The sequence below is a fragment of the Ignavibacteriota bacterium genome (assembly GCA_016707525.1).
In the GTDB taxonomy this organism is placed as follows: domain Bacteria; phylum Bacteroidota; class Ignavibacteria; order UBA10030; family UBA6906; genus JAGDMK01.
In genome coordinates this window covers 48,103-66,393 of sequence record JADJHP010000006.1, presented here as the reverse complement: position 1 = coordinate 66,393, position 18,291 = coordinate 48,103, and the positions used below count along the sequence as shown (strand labels likewise).

Genomic DNA, 18,291 nt, shown 5'->3' with positions numbered 1-18,291 from the left:
GATCAGACGCTCGTCCTGTAGGTCCTCTGTTCAGGCCGTATGCCGAGTTGTTCCATTCTGTACCGCAATTTGGACCGCGTCAATCCGAGGACCTTTGCTGCCTGGACCTGGTTGCCACCGACGATGTCCAGGGTCTTGAGGATCAGGTCCTTCATCACGTCGTTCATGCGGATCCCCTGCGGCGGGATCTCGAGGACGAACGCCTTCCCGTTCGTGGAGGACGCCGCGGCCGATGTGCCGCTGGCACGGAGGAAACTGAAATGTTCGGCGGTGAGCGCCGGAACGTTGTTCAGCAGCACCACACGCTCCATCGCGTTGCGCAATTCCCGGACGTTCCCCTTCCACGTGAGTTGCTCGAGCCACTGCAGCGCCTCGGGTGTGATGGCGGGAACCGGACGGGTGAAGCGCCGGCAGAACTCGGCAAGGAAGGCCTTCGCCAGTTCACCGATGTCCTCTTTGCGATTCCGCAACGGCGGGATGCGAACCGATGCGACGTTGAGCCGATAAAACAGGTCCTCACGGAACCGCCCTTCTTCCACCTCCCGGGCCAGTTCCTTATTCGATGCCGCGATCACACGGACATCGACACTGATCTCCTTTGTGCCGCCCAGCCGGTAGAAGCGCTTCTCCTCGAGCACACGCAGAAGCTTCACCTGCATATCCAACGACAGCTCCCGGATCTCATCGAGCAGGATCGTCCCGCCATCGGCGAGTTCGAATTTCCCCTGCTTCATCTTTTCCGTGGCGCCGGTGAACGCTCCTTTTTCATAGCCGAAGAATTCGCTCTCGGCCAGCTCCTTCGGGATCGCCCCGCAGTTGAGGGTCACGAACGGCTTCTCTCGCCGCGAACTCTGCTGGTGAACGAACCGGGCCATGAGCTCCTTGCCGGTGCCGCTCTCCCCTTCGATCAACACGGTCGTATTCTCGCCCTGCGCCAGCTTCTCGGCGGTCTCCAGTGCGCGGCGGAGCGCGATGCTCTTCCCGATGATGCCGGACCGTGAACGCTCGCCCTCCAGTTCCTCCTGGAGCAGCTTCACCTGGGTCTGCAGCCGCGCATGATCGAGGTTCTTGTCGATCAGCACGCCCAGGTGGTTCAGGTCGAACGGTTTCACAACGAAATCCGCGGCGCCCTCCTTCATCGCCCGTACCGCCAGCGACACATCCGAGTGGGCGGTCATCATGATCACCGGGGTCTGCCACCCCTCCTGCCGCATCCGGTTCAGGAGCTGAATACCGTTCACACTCCCGAGGTAGATATCCAACAGCACGATGTCTGGTTTCTGGTCGTCCAGGAACTGAAAGAACGCCTCCCCGCGGTCGCACAGCGCCACGACGTATCCGAGTTCACCCAGGATCTTCTTCAGGGTGTTCCCGAGGATGGGTTCATCATCAGCCACCAGTATCCGCGCTTTCGCCATGGCGAAGTCCTTTTCTTAGCTGTGAGTTGGTAACGAAATGCGAACGATGGTGCCGCCACCTTCGGCCGGATCGACCCGGATCTCTCCTTTGTGTTTCTCGATGATCTGCTTCGAGATCGAAAGGCCGAGGCCTGTGCCACCGGATTTGGTCGTATAGAATTGTTCGAAGAGGTGTTTGCGCTGTTCCGCAGAGATACCGGGTCCGAGGTCGCGTACGGCCAGCTCCACCATCCCGCAGCTCCCGGGCTCGCCGGAGGTCCTGGTGGTGGTCAGCTCGACCGTTGCACCATCCGGTGAAGCGTCGATGGCATTCTGGACAACGTTCAGGACGACCTGCTGCATCTGCTTCGCATCGATCATCACCGGCGGCAGGCCATCCGCCAGATGCGTCGCGAAATGGATATCCTTCTGCTGCACCGAGATCTTGATGAACCCGAGCACCTGCCGCGCCAGGTCATTGATCTCTTCTTCCTTGAGAACGGGCGGCGTGACGCGTGCAAGGTTCAAGGTATTCTCGATCACCGCCTCGATCCTCCGGGTCCCTTCCAGCGCGTCCTTGAGAGGGTCGCACAACTCGGTGTGTGTCTGGGTCTTGAAGACCAGGTACTGGAGGTTGAGCGCGATGGCGGACAGAGGATTGCGGATCTCATGCGCGATGCCGGCGGCAAGCCTTCCCATCAGGGTCATCTTGTCCGCCTGGATGAGCTGCTCGCGCATCTTCTTCTGTTCACTGATGTCGCGCACATACAGCAGGACACGCGTGTCCTGCGGCCGCGTCACAGGGCCGACGCCGATATCCACCTGGACCGATTCGCCGCCCTTCCGTGTGATCGTGGTCTCGCCTGAAGCGAAGTGCATCGTGTCGAGCATCGTGGAGGTGAACTCACCGGCGGCGAACGGAAGATGCGCCATGGCAAAGAGCTCCTCGCGTTCGTAGCCGAGCAACTCCAGCCCGGCGCGGTTGACGTCCACCACCCGGCCCGTCTCACGGTCGACAACGAAGATCGCGATGCTTGCATGGTCGAAGAGGGTCCGGTACCGGTCCTCCGAAGCCTGGATCTCACGGTTCTTCTTGATCAGCGTGTCCGCGTACATCTCCAGTTCCGCCATCTTCTCTTCGAGCTTCTTGATGACGATCGCGCGGTGCTTTTCCAGGAACTCCTGGTCATCGAGCTGCTCCATGGCAGGGGCCGGCTCGTCAGGAACACGGCCATAGTGCTGCTGGGCAAGCTCGTTGATCGCCTGTACCAGCGCACCAAGCCCCGCGTACTTGACCACGTACCGGTCGACCCCGATGCTCCGGGCAAACTCCTGGTCGCCTGCATCCACATAGTTGCCGGTGTAGATGATGAAAGGAAGGGTCCCGCACGCGGGCAATGTCCTCACCTCCTTGCACAGCTGGAACCCATCCATCTTTGGCATCATGGCATCAGCCACGATCATGTGGAAGGGTTCCGCCTTGAGAAGGTGCAGCGCCTCCACCCCGTTGCGGGCCATGATGGGGCGGTACCCGTTCTCCGACAGCACATCTTCGAGGAGTTCCAGGTTCTCCTGAATATCATCGACCAGCAGCACCTTCAGGGTCTGGCTATCGCTCGGTGTACGCGAAGAGTGTTCAGATGGAATCGTCATAGACAGATCGTTCTGAATGGTCAAAAGAAATCAGCTGGGAGAATCGTAACCAAGGTACCAATATTGGCCAATTGGTTGCAATACGCATATCAACGTATTTCCGCGCATCCCGGGGACGTAGTTGGCCAAATCCCGGCATGGAAATCGAAGCATGTGGCGAAAAGACGCTGTTTCTGGCTAAAGGAAGGGCAGATGGCGGAAGAACGACTACTGCGGAAGAATCACGATACCATTGGTGATCGCATACCGGACAAGCCCCGCACTCTCGTGGATATCAAGCTTTTTCATGATATTCACACAGTGGGTATCAACGGTCCGGACACTAATATGGAGGACGTTGGCAGCTTCCTGGTGGGTTTTCCCTTCAGCGATGAGCTGGAGGATCTCCCGCTCCCGGGGAGTCAATCTGTGCGCCGGGTGGCTCTCTCCCTCAGTTGCAGGGTCGTTCTTTCCCCCGACCATGTACGAATCAAGAATGACCTTGGACACGGAAGGGCTGAAAAAGGCATGGCCGGCATGAACCGCCCTGATCGCCGCGTAGAGGTCTTCAGCAGAAGTATTCTTGAGGAGGTAGCCGTTGGCACCCGACCGCACGACCTGGAGGATATACTCATCCTTGTCGTGGGCCGAAAGGACGAGAACCTTGATATGGGGCATCTGTTTTTTGACCAGCCGTGTGGCTTCCAGGCCGTTCAGCTCCGGCATGCTGATGTCCATGAGGACGACATCGGGATCGAGTTCCATCGCCCGTTCCACCGCAATGCGTCCGTCCGTAGCCTCTCCAACGACCTCGATCCCTTCATCAAGCGAAAGGAGCGAGACGAGGCCCCGCCGCACGATCGTGTGGTCGTCGGCTACAAGGACACCGATTGGCCTGTTTTTCACTGCGGAGATTGAATGATAGATAATGGATAGTGGATAATGGAGAATGGACAATTATCCGGGGTGGAAGAATGTACGCTATTGAAAGTCGAGTGTCAATCCCACGGTGGGGGTATCGACACACGCCGGAGGTGGCTGGCGTGAAGACGGGCCGCGAAGACCGGTGCATGGGCAGGGCACGAAGGTCCGGGTTCGGGCCGGAGAGACGGGGACGGGAGGTCCCCGTCGGGCATCAGGATTCAGCGGGCCCCTTCTTGATATCCTTCAGCATGGCATCCACCACCTTTTCCGTCACATCTTTCTGGAAATAGAATCCGTCGCGGATCCTTTCGCGGATGGCCTCGAAGCGGCTGGACTGCTGAGACTCGTACATGGCGCGGGCCTCATCTGAGAGTTCGATGCGATCGGACCGTTCATCGGAATCGGTCTTTTCTTTGGCGCGGATCGGTGCCTTCGAGCTGGTACCAGAGCGGTTGCCACCCTTCACCGGGTCGACCGCGCCCGCCGTGTTCAGTATTTCCTGGATAGCCATACGTCCCGACCTTTCGGGTCACGATGACGCAGCCGACCCCTTGAGCCCGGCTGCGAGATTGGTATTGATGGCAATGAGTACCGACAGCTTGTCCGCTTCCGGGAACGCCATGACCTCAAAGATCCGCCGGTCCACGTACGCGCTGAGCGTCAGCACCTGGGCTTTGATCTCGTCCGGCAACCGGTTCTCCTGGTCCGACAACGACACCTGGAAGAATGTCCAGATGCGCTGGTTGAACCGCAGAGCTTCATCAAGGAGCTTCTCCCGCTGCGCGGTCGCCCATTGCATCTGGGCATGGCGCAGGAGTGCTGCTGCCTTCATGAGGACCGCCGCCTCACGTTCGCGGTCCGTCATCGATGCGCACTGTGCCTTATTGTACGCTTCTGCCTGACCTGATCGCATGCGACATTGCCTTTTCTTCGTACTGCATCAACTTCCGGGTCTCTTTCAGCGCCTGGTAGTACTTGCCATTGTAGATCGCTTCGCTGATGGTCTTGAACATCCCGGTCGTGCTGGGTGCGGCATTGATGATATCGCGTGCGAGGTCCCAGTACAGCTCCTGGTACTTCGGCAGGTTATTGCCATCAATATACATCAGCTGGATGACAAAATACACCCGCTTGCACGGCGTATCGGCCTTGGCCTCGCTCAGGATCTCCTTTTCACGGAGGAGCGGGACCTCATTTTCGACCATCAGTTCAATGGTCTTGCCGGTGGCGTTGCGCAAGACCGCGCCACCGGCAATGACCCGTTCACTGGCTTTCAAAGACAACTTCAGAGCCATGATCCTTTATCCCAGTAATTGCTCGAGCTGCGCTGTGCCGCTGCCGGAGAGACCAACAGTCTGATCGGCGAGCATCCGCCGTGCCATTCCGCTGTTCCCCTCAGCCGCCGCCTCCGTCATGCCCCGGTCGAACGTAGAACCGGGTGCTTCATAGCTTTGTTCCCGAAGGCGCACACGCCGGGAAAGAAGAGTGGTCGAGGCATCATCCAATTGCTGCACAGCACTGGCGATGTCCTTATCACTAACATTTTCCGGCGGTGTAAGTTCCGGCAGACGTAGCCCCAGAGGACCCGTTTGCACTTGTTCCGTCTGTACCGTCCTGGCGATTCCATTCGGCCCGATCGCGACCGTCCATTCATCCATACCGACCTGAACCGACGTCCGTTCCTGGTCCGAGAGCGTCCGTGCGTCTTCTTCCGGAGGGATGGTCAGTTTATCGATCATCGTCCGCAGAGCAGCATAACTCCGCAGACGCCGAGCGCGCTCTTCGCTACCCGGAGGGAACGGAGGGTACGTCTTCGAGACGACCTCCAGCTCCTTCTTCATAGCATCGATCGTTGTGCCAGCGGCCTCCATGGCCTGATCCATCGTCCTGATGGTGGCAGCAACTGCGTTCGACCGCTCGTGCAACGCCGTCAACCGCTGATACTCCGGCGCTGTACGCGCAATGGTCAACTGACCGGCCTTCTCAGACGTAACTCCTCCAGACTGTGCCGCGGATCCCGCTTGAGAGGCAAGTCTATCAAGCCTATCCTGGGAGCGGTTCACGCCCTGGGGGGCGGGATCGAACCCGATAGTGTTGATTGACATGGTCACCTCGTTGCCAGTGAATGGGAGGAGGGATCATTCCCTCCTCCCTCTCTGGCATTCCTTGTCGTTATCCGGGTTAGAAGAGCCGCAGCACGGACTGGGCGTTCTGCGCCGACAGGCTCAATGCTGTGGTACCCAGCGACTGCCGGGTCTGCAGCATCAGCATGTTCGCACCCTCTTCGTTCATGTCGGCTTCCGTCAGAGCGTTGGCGCCGCCATTGAGCGTGGCTACCATCGTATCCGCCCAGTCAGCACGCGTCTGCACCACGCTGAGGCTCGACGACAGGGCCGATGCCTTCACGCGCAGGGTATCCAGAGCGCTGGAGAGCTGGGTAAGAGCGGAGTTGATGGACAGGGTGCCGCTGGTCGAATCGGACCAGGATGCGGTGATACCACCCGTCGCCTGGCCAACGATACCAACCGTCAGACCCGTGGCCGTCGCCTTGAATCCTTCGATGCTCAGCGAGCTCGCACCGTCCTCGTTGAACTTCACGGTCATCGTGTTGCTCACAAGGAGGTTCGTGCCGCGATAACCGGAATCGCTGGCCATCGTGTTGATCTGGCTGATCACCGAGTTGTACTGCGTGACGTACTGCGCACGCTGCGTGGTGTCGCTCGTGGCCAATGCGGCCTGAGCAATACCTTTCGCCGATTCGATCAACGTGTTGATCGACTCGATACCGCTGCTCGCGGTCTTCACCGTCTGGATAGCTTCGTTCATGCTATCCTTGCGTGCAGTGATATCGTTGGCGCGATTGAGGTGCGCCTTGGCCGCAAAGTAGTTGGTCGGGCTGTCCAGTGCGCTGTTCACCTTTTTACCGGTGGACAGACGATCCTGGGTGCGGTTCATGAGGCTGACCGTGTTCTGCAAGCTAAGCAGGTTAGCCCGCATCGCGCCCGTCAACGAAATGCTCTGTGCCATTGATGATCCCCTTTCTAGGGTGTGTGTGGAAATGGCAGCCTCTTCTGAGGCTGTACCTAACCCTATTATCGGCCGGGGATGTCAAATCTTTAGCCGAAATGAAAAGTTATTTTAGATTTATTTTAAGTCGTTGTAGGATAACGACTTATGGGGTATTTCGGAGGGGAACGCTCTTGTTACCTGCCCATGGCGGCTTCGATCTCCCGCGCTACACTGTCAACCACCTGCTCCGTCACATAGCCATCCAGATAGTACCCACGACGGACCCGCTCCCGGATCACGTCCAGCTTGCGCGTCTCATCCGCAGAATGCAGGGCCCGCGCACGGCCGGAAACACTCACACGGTCCTTCGTCGGCTCTTCTGCTGCCACCGCTCCGCGCCGCTCTTCCCCTGCCCGGTTGCCCCGGAGGGAGCTGACCGAAGCCGCATTGCTGATGATGGTCGAGATCGTCATGACCCACACTCCTGGATTCAGTCGTTTACTGCGCAGACCCCTTCAGGCCGGCCGCAATGTTCGTGTTGATATTGATAAGGATGTCCAGCTTTTCGGGTGCCGGAAATGCCAGAGTGTCAAAGATCCGCCGGTCAATGAATGCACTCAGACGGAGAACGTTCTCTTTGATCCCCTGCGGCAACGGATTCTTCTCGTCCAGCAACGCGACCTGAAAGAAGGTCCACAAACGCTGATTGTACCGCAACGCCTTCTCCAGACTCCTGTCACGATCCGGGGCCGCCCAGTGTGTTTGCACATGCTTCATCAAGGCTGCCGCCTTCATCAGCACCGCCGCTTCCGCCTCCCGATCTCCGAGTGCTGCAACCTGATTCCGACTGTAGACCTCTGCCTGACTCGCGTGCATGACCTGGTATCCTTTGCTGAACGTTCTCGTAAGGACGACTTCACTTCAGTACCTGTGCGACCGGGAGGGAGGCGAGCCGCCTCCCTCCCGCGCCGCTGCGTACGTCTAGAACAGGCGGAGCACCGACTGAGCGTTCTGGGCCGACAGACTGAGGGCCGTGGTACCCAGGGACTGCCGGGTCTGCAGCATCAGCATGTTCGCGCCTTCTTCGTTCATGTCCGCTTCGGTCAGCGAGTTGGCACCGGCGTTCAGGGTCGCGATCATCTGATCCGCCCAGTCCGCACGGGTCTGCACGATGCTCAGGCTGGATGACAGCGCTGAAGCCTTCACGCGCAGGGTGCTCAGGGCATCCGACAGCTGCGTCAGTGCCGAGTTGATCGACCCGACACCGTTGGTGGTGTCCGACCAGGATGCCGTGATGCCACCGGTTGCCTGGCCCACGATACCGACCGTCAAGCCCGTGGCCGTCGCCTTGAAGCCTTCGATACTCAGCGAGCTCGCACCATCCTCATTGAACTTCACACCGAGAGTGTTCGCCACAAGGAGGTTCGTTCCACGATACCCGGAGTCGCTGGCCATCGTGTTGATCTGGCTGATCACCGCATTGTACTGCGTCACATACTGCGCACGCTGCGTGGTGTCGCTCGTGGCCAGTGCGGCCTGCGCGATACCTTTCGCCGATTCGATCAGGGTGTTGATCGACTCGATGCCACTGCTCGCGGTCTTCACCGTCTGGATCGCTTCGCCCATGCTGTCCTTCCGGCCGGAGATGTCGTTCGCACGATTCATGTGCGCCTTGGCCGCGAAGTAGTTGGTCGGACTGTCCAGAGCACTGTTGACCTTCTTCCCGGACGAAAGCCGGTCCTGGGTGCGATTGAGCAACGAAACCGTATTCTGCAGACTGAGCAGGTTCGCGCGCATCGCGGAGGTGAGGGATATCTGCTGTGCCATGTTCTACTGCCCCCTTTCTGGGTGGTGGTTGATGTTTGGATCTACAAGTGGTGGTGTCTTCTGTAACTTCTTGTCTCGATTCACCTTCTGAGAATATTATCGGTAGGTTGCTGGAGGACTTTAGAGCGTCAGGGAGAATTTTTCGGCGTGCAGGGCGGACGATGGGACGGGGGTACGCAACGACAGTATCGGATGATCAGCGGAAGACTTTAGGGGAGACACACCACTTTTTTCGTGCCGGCACCACACGACGGCAACCCACCCCAGGGGTCACGGCAGGGAAGCAAGGTCGGCAACGACACGGGCAATAACGGCACCCCAGTTGCCGGGAGCAGGCTGACGGTAGAGACGCGCCGTCGGATACCAGACCGTTCCCTCCCCCTCCAACAACCACCGCCAATCCGGCGCGTACGGCAACACGACCCATACCGGCCGACCTAACGCCCCCGCCAGATGCGCTACCGCCGTGTCCACCGTGATCACAAGATCCAACTGCATGAGCAATGCCGCCGTGTCCGCAAGATCATGCAATCGCTCCCCCATATCCTCGATCTGCACCCCCCGCGGCACCTCCAAACGACGATCACCCCGCTCCCCCTTCTGAAGACTTATCCATCGCACATCCCCCGCTTCCATGAGCCCCGACAGATACGATGCGGGCAACGACCGCCGCATATCGTTCCGGTGCGACGGATTCCCCGCCCATACCACCCCGATCCGACGCCCCGCCCCCCCGTCCCGACTCCACGCCTCCCACACCGCCGCCTTTGCAGGATCCGGAACCATGTACGGGACCTCCTTCGGAACAGTCGCCAATGTGGTCCCGAATACTCCCGGAAGCGACATGAGGGGACATTCGAGTGCACAAGCAGGAACCTCTGCCCCCCGCACGACAACTTCCGCAACACCCCGCACGGTCCGCATGAGCTCAACGAGCTCCGGCTGACATTCAACGACCACAACACCACCCGCCGCCGCTACCATCGGAATGTACCTGGCACACTGGATCGCATCTCCAAGCCCCTGCTCGGCGTACAACAGAATGCGCTTGCCCGCAAGCGGCTCGCCAGTCCACTGGCGCGACGCATCCTTGCGGCGATACGTGGCATTCCTCATCTTCTCCCAACGCCACTCGTATTCCTTCCAGCCCCGCGGATACTCGCCCATGACCAACAACGCATGCGACAAGAGCCAGTGCACATCGGGATGCTCGGGATGATGCCCGAGCGCGGACTCCAGCACGGCAACCGCGAGAGCCGGTTGGCGCTCCTGGATGGAGATGTAACCAAGATTCAGCGCTGCAGGCAGGAACGCCGCATCGAGGCCCAACGCCGACCGATATGCCGTTATCGCGTGCGCAGCATCGCCGGTCTCCTGAAAGAGCAACCCGAGATTGTTGAACATCTCGGGCACCGGCGGACCGAGTTCCAGAGCTTTCACGTATGCTGCCATCGCACCCGGAATGTCGCCAAGTTCCCTGCGGGCATTGCCCAGATTGTACGCGATGGCCCCGGCCCCCGGCGTTGCACGAAGCGCGGTCTCAAACGATCGTACCGCCTCGCTATAGTCCCCCGTTCCGTGGAATGCGAGCCCGAGACTGTTCAACACCGCGGGGTTGTTCGGAAACCTTCGCGCCGCTTCCCGCAACGCCGTCACCGATCCCTGCGCGGCACCCGTTCCGCCAAGGAATTCCGCCCACTCGACGAACAACTCCCATGATGCATCCCTGCCGGCGGACAGTTGCTCATATCCCGAACGCGCGAACACCAGATCGCCCCGGCGGCGCGCCTCCCGGACCGCCTGCAGCGTCACGGAAGGCTGCTTCTGCTCCATCGGTATGTCCCAGCGGGCATTCATCACCGTCCCCGATGCCTGTCCACCAATGAATGCAACGCCTCACCGACACGAGCTATCACGGGAGACCAACCCTCCCCCCGCCTCTCACGGTACAGATGCATCCCCGGATACCACGGTGAGTCGTCACGATCACGCATCCACCTCCAGTCAGCATCCTCCGGAAGGATCAACCACACCTGCCTCCCCAGTGCGCCTGCAAGATGGGCCACCGCCGTGTCAATGCTGATCACCACATCGAGCATGCTCACCGCCGCGGCGGTGTCCGCAAAGTCACGCAGGTGCGGACCAAGATCCACCGGCCGAAAACCTGTCGGCACCTTCGCGAGTTCCGCGGCCGCATCCCCGACCTGAAGACTGTACATCCGCACACCCGCCACCGAGAACAGAGGGGCCATCAAGGGAAGCGGACACGTCCGATTGCGAAGCACCTTCACCTGCTGGGTCCCCGACCAGACGACACCGACCGCGGGCCCTTCGCCATTGATGATGGAACGCCATTGCCGCACATCGGCGCCATGCACATTCAGATAAGGGGTCTGCTTCGGAATGGTCTTCAGCGAGGTCCCGAAGATCCGGGGGAGCGACATCAACGGCACATGGACGTCGAATGCAGGAAGCGGTGAACCCGTTCCCACGACGGCATGCACCATCGGCAGGCCCAGGAAGAGCCGGACCAGCGCCGGTTGGCATTCGAGGACGATACGCGCCCCGCGTGCATGCACCATGGTCAGATAGCGGATGAACTGTATCGTGTCACCGAATCCCTGTTCCGCATGGACCAGGATAGTCTTCCCCCGGACATCCTCGCCGTTCCAGAGCGGCTGTGAGAACTTGCGCAACGGGCTGGTGAAATCCGATCGCCGCCAGCGCCATTCATACTCCACCCACCCCCGCTCGAACTCGCCGTCCTGGAGGAGCAACTGCGCCAGATTCCAGTGCGGCTCAGGAAAGTCCGCCCTGCAGGAGATCGCGGTCTCATACGCGAGCCGCGCCCCCACCCGATCATCCTCGGCTCTGAGGATATTCCCGAGGTTGTTGTGTGCTTCCGCGAGCGCGGGGTCCAGCGCGATCGAACGGCGGAGGACCTCGGCCGCGCGGGCACGGACACCGTACTCGCTCAACGCAAATCCGAAGTTGTTCAGGACCGCGGCATTCGAGGCATCCAGCTTGGCAGCACGTTCGAACGCGGCGATGGCATCGGAGAGGTCGCCTTCCTGCTGGAGACAGACCCCGAGATTGTTCCACGCGGGAGCTATCGTCGGGTGGAAGGCCAGAAGCCGACGGTACGTATCAATGGCATGGCGGCGGTTGCCCGCCTGCGTCAGAGCGTCCGCATAGGCAAGCAACGGTGCCGGATCCAGGAGCGCCCGCACATCGTGGCGGGGTGGTGCACCTCGCAAGACCGGACCCCGCAACGACGTGCCACCGGAGAGAGCGCGCGACGGTTGATGCGGCATCGATGCCATCCTGCGCAATTCTCTGGCGACCACCGCGAAAACCTCCGACCATTCCCCGGCATGCTCCTGACGATAGATCGTCATGGAGGGATACCACGGACTGTCCTTGCGCCGCAGCATCCACCGCCAATCCGGCGCGTGCGGGAGCAAGAGCCAGACGGGTTTCCCCATCGCCCCTGCCAGATGTGCCACAGCGGTGTCCACCGTGATAACGAGATCGAGCACGCTGATCAGCGCTGCCGTATCACTGAAATCACGGATGTTGTCGGTGAGGTCATGACACATGGGGAACAACGCGCGGGATGCCGCGGTATCGTTCCGGACCTGAAGACTGAAGAACTGGATGCCGGGGATCGCGGCCAATGCCGTGAACTCTCCCGGGGGACACGACCGGGAGCGGTCGTTGCGGTGACGCGGATTGCCGGACCACACGCATCCCACACGCGCTCCTGCAGGGGATCCCTGAAGGCGCGATCGCCACGCTGTCACGTTGCCCTGATCGGAGAACAGATACGGCACCGAAAGCCCGAACACATGTTCGTTGTCCATCCCGGTGATCGCCGGGACGCTCAGCATGGGGGTCCACATATCATACGAAGGCATCGCGCTGCCGCGTGGCACCACCGCATCAACGCCAGGGGCAGAGAGAAGAAGCGCAGCGAGCTCCTGGGCACATTCCACGATCACATGCGCCCCCCGGTCCTTGAGGTCGCGTGCAAAACGTATGAACTGGATCGTATCGCCGAGCCCCTGTTCGGACGCCAGGAGGAGTGTCTTCCCCTCCAACGGTCCACCGGTCCACCGCGGATGCACATCCGGGCGAAGGGGATTGGCGTGGTCGCTGGTGTCGAAGCGGTATTCGAATTCCCGCCATCCGTCCGTGAAGCGTCCCTGCAGAAGCAACACCAGGGCATGATTGTAGTGGAGATCCGCATACCCGGGATCGATGGCAAGGCCAACGCAGGCGACCGCATCGGCCTCATCCAGGCGCCCCAGCGCCTGCAATGCCACGGCAAGATTGTTGTACATCCGGACATCTTCCGGGCGGAGTTCAAGGGCACGGCGATAGGCATGCTCTGCTTCGGCGTGTTCGCCCAGCATCGCACAGGTATTCCCCATGGTGTACCATGCATCGGCATCTGCAGGATGGAGAGAAACCACCTTCCGGAACGCGGCAAGCGCCTCCACGGTCCGTCCTGCATCCTTGAGCGCACGCGCAAGATTGTACTGCGCCCCTGCAGACACCGGGTCCGTTGCCGCAGCCTGGCTGAACAACGACACGGCTTCGGCGTAATCGCCACGCTGGACCGCCCTCATGCCGAGAACGTTCAACGCTTCGGCCTTGGATGTCCGCCGGATCGCTGCATCCTTGTCGGATGCCGACTGCTTCTCATTACTGATGATCATAGTGCTCTCGTATCCGGTGAATATCGTGCCCCACACCCTGCAACACATCCTCCCAGACTCCGCGTTGCGACTCGGCGCAACCTCATTGTCGGGTACCACGCTGTCGTTTCGCCTTTCGTGAGCCAGCGCCAATCCGCATGGACAGGGATCAGGTTCACGACCGTCTTGCCCAGGGCACCCGCCAGATGGGCGACCGCGGTATCCACGCTGATGACCGCATCACAATGGCTGATGATACGGGCGGTATCCATGAAATCCCCGATCACCGGCGATGCATCGATCACGTGATGTTCTCCGTCCTGTTCCTCCACTCCTGCACCCGGGTGGCCAGGCTGGAGACGTACGTACGTGACGCCATCGGAAGGAAGGAACCGCAACATCTCCTGCCGTGAGAGCGATCGTTCGCCGTCGATCGACGACACACTATTGCCCGACCATACCAATCCGATCATGGGTCCCGGCTGAGCCTCTGCGAAGAGTACAGGCCTCTCCGATGCTGGCCCTTCCGGCAGTACGATATACGGAATGTTCGCCGGCACATTCTGCGGCGTCGTTCCGAGGATCCCCGGGATGCTCAACATCGGAACGTGCAGGTCGAACGCCGGCGGGGCGTCGCCTCGCGCGATCACTGCATCAACACCGGCCACGCAATGGAAGAGCGCCGTCAGTTCCCGCCGGCACTCAACGATGACGCGTGCACCGAGATCGTGCAGGAGGCCGGCATACCGTACAAACTGAATGGCATCACCAAATCCCTGTTCGGCGTACACAAGTATCGTTCTTCCCCGGATGGATTCGCCGTGCCACCGCGGTTGCGGGTACGGACGGCATGAGGCGTGCGCACCTTCCATGCGCAGGCGCCATTCATATTCCACAAACCCACGGGTCCACTCCCCCGTGGCCAGCAGCGCAAGGGCCAGATCGAAGTGGACGCCAGCGTGGTCAGGGGCAAGGGCCACCGCCCGCTGAAGGTCGCGCACCCCCTGCCCGGGATTCCCCTCGTGCATCCGCGCGACCCCGGCATTGGCTGATGCTTCAAAGGAGATCCGCCGTTCCAGCATCGCATGGCATCGCGCGACCACATCCTGCCAATCGCCCTGCCGGGATTGTCGTAGAAGCCGGACCGACCTGTACCACGGGGTCGTTTCGCCTTCACCTCCCCAGCGCCAGTCGTGATGCTTCGAGAGCAGCAACCAGACTTCCTTCCCGAGGGCGCCAGCAAGATGCGCCACAGCGGTATCGATCGTGACGACGACATCCAGGACGGAGATAAGTGCCGCGGTGTCTGTGAAATCGATGAACTCACGTGTCCAGTCTGCGCCGATCATGGCAAGCGGCGACCCGGCGAAGTCATGGTCCGGATCGTCCTTCTGAAGGTCGACATAGACAACACCCGGCACGTCTGCAAGCGGGGCCAGGGCGGCGATCGGAACCGACCGGTAGCGCCCGGCGGGATTTGTGCGGCTTCCGGACCACACCATCCCGACCCGCAGAGCGGACCCTATATGGACGAACCTCTCCTCCCATCGTTCGCGTGCCGCATCATCAACCGTGATGAACGGGCCCGATGGGAACGCCCCCCTGGGATGTCCGAGGACACCGGGGAGGCTCATGAGTGGAAGCTGTACGTCGTGCGGCGGCAGGGATCCACGGCGGACGACGTCCGCTACGTACGGCGATGCTGATACGAGCCGCTGGAGGGGCAGCGGCGCCTCCACGATGATGCGTAAGCCGCGGTCAGCCACCGCCTGCAGATACCGGAGACAATGGATGACATCACCGAAGCCCTGTTCTGCCCAGAGGAGGATCGTCCTGTCCGGCATCGGCGTACCGTCCCAGCGTGGCATCGTGTACGGGACACGTAAGCTCTGGAAATCCGGACGCGCCCAACGCCACTCGAATTCTTTCCAGCCCTCTCCGAACTCACCGGTGTGGAGAAGCGCATGGGCGAGATTCCAGTGCGCATCCACGAATCCGTGATCGAGTGCAAGAGCCCTGCGATACTCATCGATGGCAGCCCCGAACCGTCCCTGACGGTAGAGCACGAGCCCGGCGTTATTCCTCGCGAGCTTCTCCGGCACTCCCATCATTCTCGCACGCTCACTGCATGCCAGCGCTTCATCCAACCGCCACAGGTCGCACAGGACCCGCCCCATGTTGTACACAACGTCGCCGTAGTCCGGCCTGATCCGGAGCGCCTTCTCGAAGGCATCCACGGCTCCCTGCAGGTCCCCCGTGTCATGCAGAAGATTGCCGAGGCTGTTCCATCCTTCGGCGTGCGAGGGCTGAAGTTCCAGCAGCCGCCGGACACAACGAAGGCCATCACCGGCGCGCCCCGTCTGATGCCCGAGTACGGAGAAAAGATACAATGCGTCATGGTCGTCCGGCGCATTGCGGAGGATCGCGCGATAGGCAGCACCCGCCGCTGCAAGGTCACCGGCCTCATGGAGTTGAAGCGCTTGCTCGATGCCTGGCAGGGCGGCCACGGACGGAGCCGGGGAGACACGTTCCGATACGAACCCCGACAGTTCCTCCACCACACGATCCATGACCTCAGTCCATGCACCGGGTTCCGGTTGACGGAAGAGGTGCATCGTCGGGTACCACGGCGAATCCCTGCGGCCCAGCATCCACCGCCAATCCGGTGCGTACGGCACCATCAACCACACGGGAATGCCGAGGGCACCGGCAAGATGCGCCATCATGGTATCCACCGTGATGACCAGATCGAGATGCGCGACAAGGCCGGCAGTATCCATCACATCATGGAACGCCGCACTATGATCCACCCAGACACTCCGGAGGCTCCCCGGGACACTCCCGGCGTTCACGTTCTGTTGCAGGTTATACACCGTGACACCGGGAACCTCCGCTATGCGGCTCATGAGGTCCACGCCGCAGGAACGGCGGCGGTCATCGATGTGCCCCGTACTCCCCGCCCACACGAGTCCGACCCGGATGCGGGAGGGGTCGCACTCGACACGTTCCTTCCAATGATCCGCCGCAGGCGTCACACGCAGGTACGGTACGTTCGCCGGGATCGTTGCCAGGGTCGTCCGGCAATGACCGGGAAGATCCAGCAACGGACAGTGGGCATCATGCGCTGGAAGGGGTGTGCCCCGCACCACGACCCGTTCCACGCCGGCAACGGTGCCAAGCAGGCGAACGAGCGCTTCGGGGGCTTCCACGATGACGCGCACCCCCTCCGACGCAAGGAGGGGGGCATAGCGGATGAACTGGATCGCATCACCGAGTCCCTGTTCGCAGACGAGGAGCAACGTCATCCCGCGGCGTGCCGTACCGTCCCAACGGGGAGAATCGAAGACACGGGCATCAGGTACCGTGGCCAGCCGCCAGCGCCACGCATACTCCTCCCATCCCCGGTCGAGCTGACCGGCAAGGAGATGCACAAAGGAGGATCCCCAATGTGCGTCCGCGGACGCCGGATCGATCCCCAGGGCGCGGCCATAGAGTGCCCGTGCGTTCACAAGGTCGCCGCGCTCCCGAGAGAGCTTCGCAAGATTGTTCAGCGGGCTGAGATAGTCCGGACGGAGTTCGATGGCACGCGTATAGGCATCCATCGCTTCGCCGGTGCGGTCAAGACCGGCGAGGATATTCCCTTTGCTGTTGAAGGCTTCGGCAAGACCGGGACGAGCTTCCGTGGCACGGGTGGCGGCATCCAGAGCGCCGTTCAGGTCGCCGATACCACGCAGCGCATTGGAGAGATTGCAGAGCGCATCCGCCGACGCCGGCGCAAGGTCGAGTGCGGTGCGGCACGCATGCACCGCATCGCGGTAACGTGAGCATCGGACCTGGACCATCCCCAGATTGTTCCAGACGCCCGCCTGACCGGGGTCGAGCGTGAGCGACCGCTCCAGGCACTCCAGGGCTTCCTCGCTACGCCCCGTTTCGGAGAGGACAAGCCCGAGGTTCCCATATGCGGGGGCGTATGCAGGGGCAAGCGCGATCGTCCGGCGGAACCAGGATTCCGCCTCGTGCCATTCATGACGCTGGCTGCAGATCACGCCCATCAAGTGCACGGCGGTCACATCCTCCGGATGGCCCTCGAGGATCAGGCCATAGGCCTCCCGGGCACCGGCAAGGTCCCCGCTACGGTGCTTTTCGAGAGCGTGTTCTATGGAGGCGGTGGTCGTCATCCCTTCACGGCGGATTTCTTCTGACAAACGAACATGAGGTACGCATCCGGCCCGGCCGGCACCTGGAACTCGAAGTCATTCTCCCAGAGTATCGAGAAGCCGCACCGCTGCAGGAGCGACTTCCATGAACTCTTCGTCAGGACGCTGTAGTGATTCACGTTCATTTCGTGGTGGCACGCCGTATCCGGAGCCGGCACTTCAAGGTAGAGGAATCCTCCCTCCTGCAGGATGGCCGCGAACCCGAACAGCGTGAAGAACGGCATCACGCTGTGTTCGACGCAATGGCGCGCCCAGATCAGATCGAAACTTGAAGACGGGAAATCGAGGAACGACTGCTCCATCTTGTACACGTCATGTCCCTTCTCCCGGCACACGCGCAGGTCCTCATCGTTCACCGTGATCCCGACAGCGTGATATCCCCGTTCACGGATCACATCGAGCGCCGGCCCCTGTCCACACCCGACGTCAAGTATCCGGCTGGGTTTCCGCAGCCCGCTCAGGTCGAGCACCTTATCCAGCATGATCGCGGTGACACTCACATGAGGTTCGGATGGCTTCTCCGGATACGTCTGATCGATCGTCATCGCAAGGAAATCGGCGAACCGCTCCAATCCCCCCGCCGGG

15 protein-coding genes are annotated in these 18,291 nt (G+C 61.1%); all 15 read right to left on the bottom strand.

What is annotated here, in order from left to right; translation table 11 throughout:
* Window positions 1-2 precede the first annotated feature (2 nt).
* The 15 genes from IPI01_10780 to IPI01_10710 all read right to left on the bottom strand — a co-directional run bounded on the left by IPI01_10780 (window position 3) and on the right by IPI01_10710 (window position 18,251).
* Window positions 3-1,418 carry a sigma-54-dependent Fis family transcriptional regulator gene (locus IPI01_10780; GenBank protein ID MBK7258261.1) on the bottom strand — a complete coding sequence of 472 codons (1,416 nt, stop codon included), beginning with the start codon at window positions 1,416-1,418 and terminating at the stop codon, window positions 3-5.
* A gap of 15 nt (window positions 1,419-1,433) precedes the next feature.
* Window positions 1,434-3,050 carry a response regulator gene (locus tag IPI01_10775; protein ID MBK7258260.1) on the bottom strand — a complete coding sequence of 539 codons (1,617 nt, stop codon included), beginning with the start codon at window positions 3,048-3,050 and terminating at the stop codon, window positions 1,434-1,436.
* Window positions 3,051-3,257: 207 nt separating this feature from the next.
* Entirely contained in the window at window positions 3,258-3,935 is a 678-nt protein-coding gene (locus IPI01_10770) for a response regulator transcription factor (GenBank protein MBK7258259.1), read from the bottom strand.
* Between the two features lie 229 nt (window positions 3,936-4,164).
* On the bottom strand, window positions 4,165-4,464 hold the full coding sequence (locus tag IPI01_10765; protein ID MBK7258258.1) for a hypothetical protein: 300 nt from the start codon (window positions 4,462-4,464) through the stop codon (window positions 4,165-4,167).
* An 18-nt stretch (window positions 4,465-4,482) separates the two neighbouring features.
* Window positions 4,483-4,866, bottom strand: coding sequence for a flagellar biosynthesis regulator FlaF (gene flaF, locus IPI01_10760; GenBank protein MBK7258257.1), 384 nt, complete (start codon window positions 4,864-4,866; stop codon window positions 4,483-4,485).
* Complete coding sequence (locus IPI01_10755; protein ID MBK7258256.1) at window positions 4,835-5,248, bottom strand: flagellar biosynthesis repressor FlbT; 414 nt, start codon at window positions 5,246-5,248, stop codon at window positions 4,835-4,837. The genes flaF (IPI01_10760) and IPI01_10755 overlap by 32 nt, the downstream gene beginning before the upstream one ends.
* A 6-nt stretch (window positions 5,249-5,254) precedes the next feature.
* Window positions 5,255-5,923 carry a hypothetical protein gene (locus IPI01_10750; GenBank protein MBK7258255.1) on the bottom strand — a complete coding sequence of 223 codons (669 nt, stop codon included), beginning with the start codon at window positions 5,921-5,923 and terminating at the stop codon, window positions 5,255-5,257.
* Between the two features lie 211 nt (window positions 5,924-6,134).
* A complete protein-coding gene (locus IPI01_10745; protein MBK7258254.1) occupies window positions 6,135-6,980 on the bottom strand; it encodes a flagellin in 846 nt (281 codons plus the stop codon).
* 176 nt (window positions 6,981-7,156) lie between these two features.
* On the bottom strand, window positions 7,157-7,435 hold the full coding sequence (locus IPI01_10740; protein MBK7258253.1) for a hypothetical protein: 279 nt from the start codon (window positions 7,433-7,435) through the stop codon (window positions 7,157-7,159).
* A 25-nt stretch (window positions 7,436-7,460) separates the two neighbouring features.
* Window positions 7,461-7,838, bottom strand: coding sequence for a flagellar biosynthesis regulator FlaF (flaF, locus tag IPI01_10735; protein MBK7258252.1), 378 nt, complete (start codon window positions 7,836-7,838; stop codon window positions 7,461-7,463).
* 105 nt (window positions 7,839-7,943) lie between these two features.
* On the bottom strand, window positions 7,944-8,789 hold the full coding sequence (locus IPI01_10730) for a flagellin (GenBank protein ID MBK7258251.1): 846 nt from the start codon (window positions 8,787-8,789) through the stop codon (window positions 7,944-7,946).
* Window positions 8,790-9,059: 270 nt separating this feature from the next.
* Window positions 9,060-10,646 carry a tetratricopeptide repeat protein gene (locus IPI01_10725; GenBank protein MBK7258250.1) on the bottom strand — a complete coding sequence of 529 codons (1,587 nt, stop codon included), beginning with the start codon at window positions 10,644-10,646 and terminating at the stop codon, window positions 9,060-9,062.
* A complete protein-coding gene (locus IPI01_10720; GenBank protein ID MBK7258249.1) occupies window positions 10,646-13,510 on the bottom strand; it encodes a tetratricopeptide repeat protein in 2,865 nt (954 codons plus the stop codon). Before IPI01_10720 ends, IPI01_10725 begins: the two co-directional genes overlap by 1 nt.
* Window positions 13,507-17,667, bottom strand: coding sequence for a tetratricopeptide repeat protein (locus IPI01_10715; GenBank protein ID MBK7258248.1), 4,161 nt, complete (start codon window positions 17,665-17,667; stop codon window positions 13,507-13,509). The genes IPI01_10720 and IPI01_10715 overlap by 4 nt, the downstream gene beginning before the upstream one ends.
* Window positions 17,664-18,251 (bottom strand): class I SAM-dependent methyltransferase, encoded by a 588-nt coding sequence (locus IPI01_10710; protein ID MBK7258247.1) that lies wholly within the window; start codon window positions 18,249-18,251, stop codon window positions 17,664-17,666. The genes IPI01_10715 and IPI01_10710 overlap by 4 nt, the downstream gene beginning before the upstream one ends.
* Window positions 18,252-18,291: the final 40 nt, after the last annotated feature.

Coding starts and splice junctions, on each gene's coding strand:
- IPI01_10755 (MBK7258256.1), bottom strand. CDS start 5,248: ATGGCTCTGAAGTTGTCTTTGAAAGCCAGTGAACGGGTCATTGCCGGT.
- IPI01_10725 (MBK7258250.1), bottom strand. CDS start 10,646: ATGAATGCCCGCTGGGACATACCGATGGAGCAGAAGCAGCCTTCCGTG.
- IPI01_10740 (MBK7258253.1), bottom strand. CDS start 7,435: ATGACGATCTCGACCATCATCAGCAATGCGGCTTCGGTCAGCTCCCTC.
- IPI01_10710 (MBK7258247.1), bottom strand. CDS start 18,251: ATGACGATCGATCAGACGTATCCGGAGAAGCCATCCGAACCTCATGTG.
- IPI01_10765 (MBK7258258.1), bottom strand. CDS start 4,464: ATGGCTATCCAGGAAATACTGAACACGGCGGGCGCGGTCGACCCGGTG.
- IPI01_10775 (MBK7258260.1), bottom strand. CDS start 3,050: ATGACGATTCCATCTGAACACTCTTCGCGTACACCGAGCGATAGCCAG.
- IPI01_10745 (MBK7258254.1), bottom strand. CDS start 6,980: ATGGCACAGAGCATTTCGTTGACGGGCGCGATGCGGGCTAACCTGCTT.
- IPI01_10780 (MBK7258261.1), bottom strand. CDS start 1,418: ATGGCGAAAGCGCGGATACTGGTGGCTGATGATGAACCCATCCTCGGG.
- IPI01_10730 (MBK7258251.1), bottom strand. CDS start 8,789: ATGGCACAGCAGATATCCCTCACCTCCGCGATGCGCGCGAACCTGCTC.
- IPI01_10720 (MBK7258249.1), bottom strand. CDS start 13,510: ATGATCATCAGTAATGAGAAGCAGTCGGCATCCGACAAGGATGCAGCG.
- IPI01_10715 (MBK7258248.1), bottom strand. CDS start 17,667: ATGACGACCACCGCCTCCATAGAACACGCTCTCGAAAAGCACCGTAGC.
- flaF (MBK7258257.1), bottom strand. CDS start 4,866: ATGCGATCAGGTCAGGCAGAAGCGTACAATAAGGCACAGTGCGCATCG.
- flaF (MBK7258252.1), bottom strand. CDS start 7,838: ATGCACGCGAGTCAGGCAGAGGTCTACAGTCGGAATCAGGTTGCAGCA.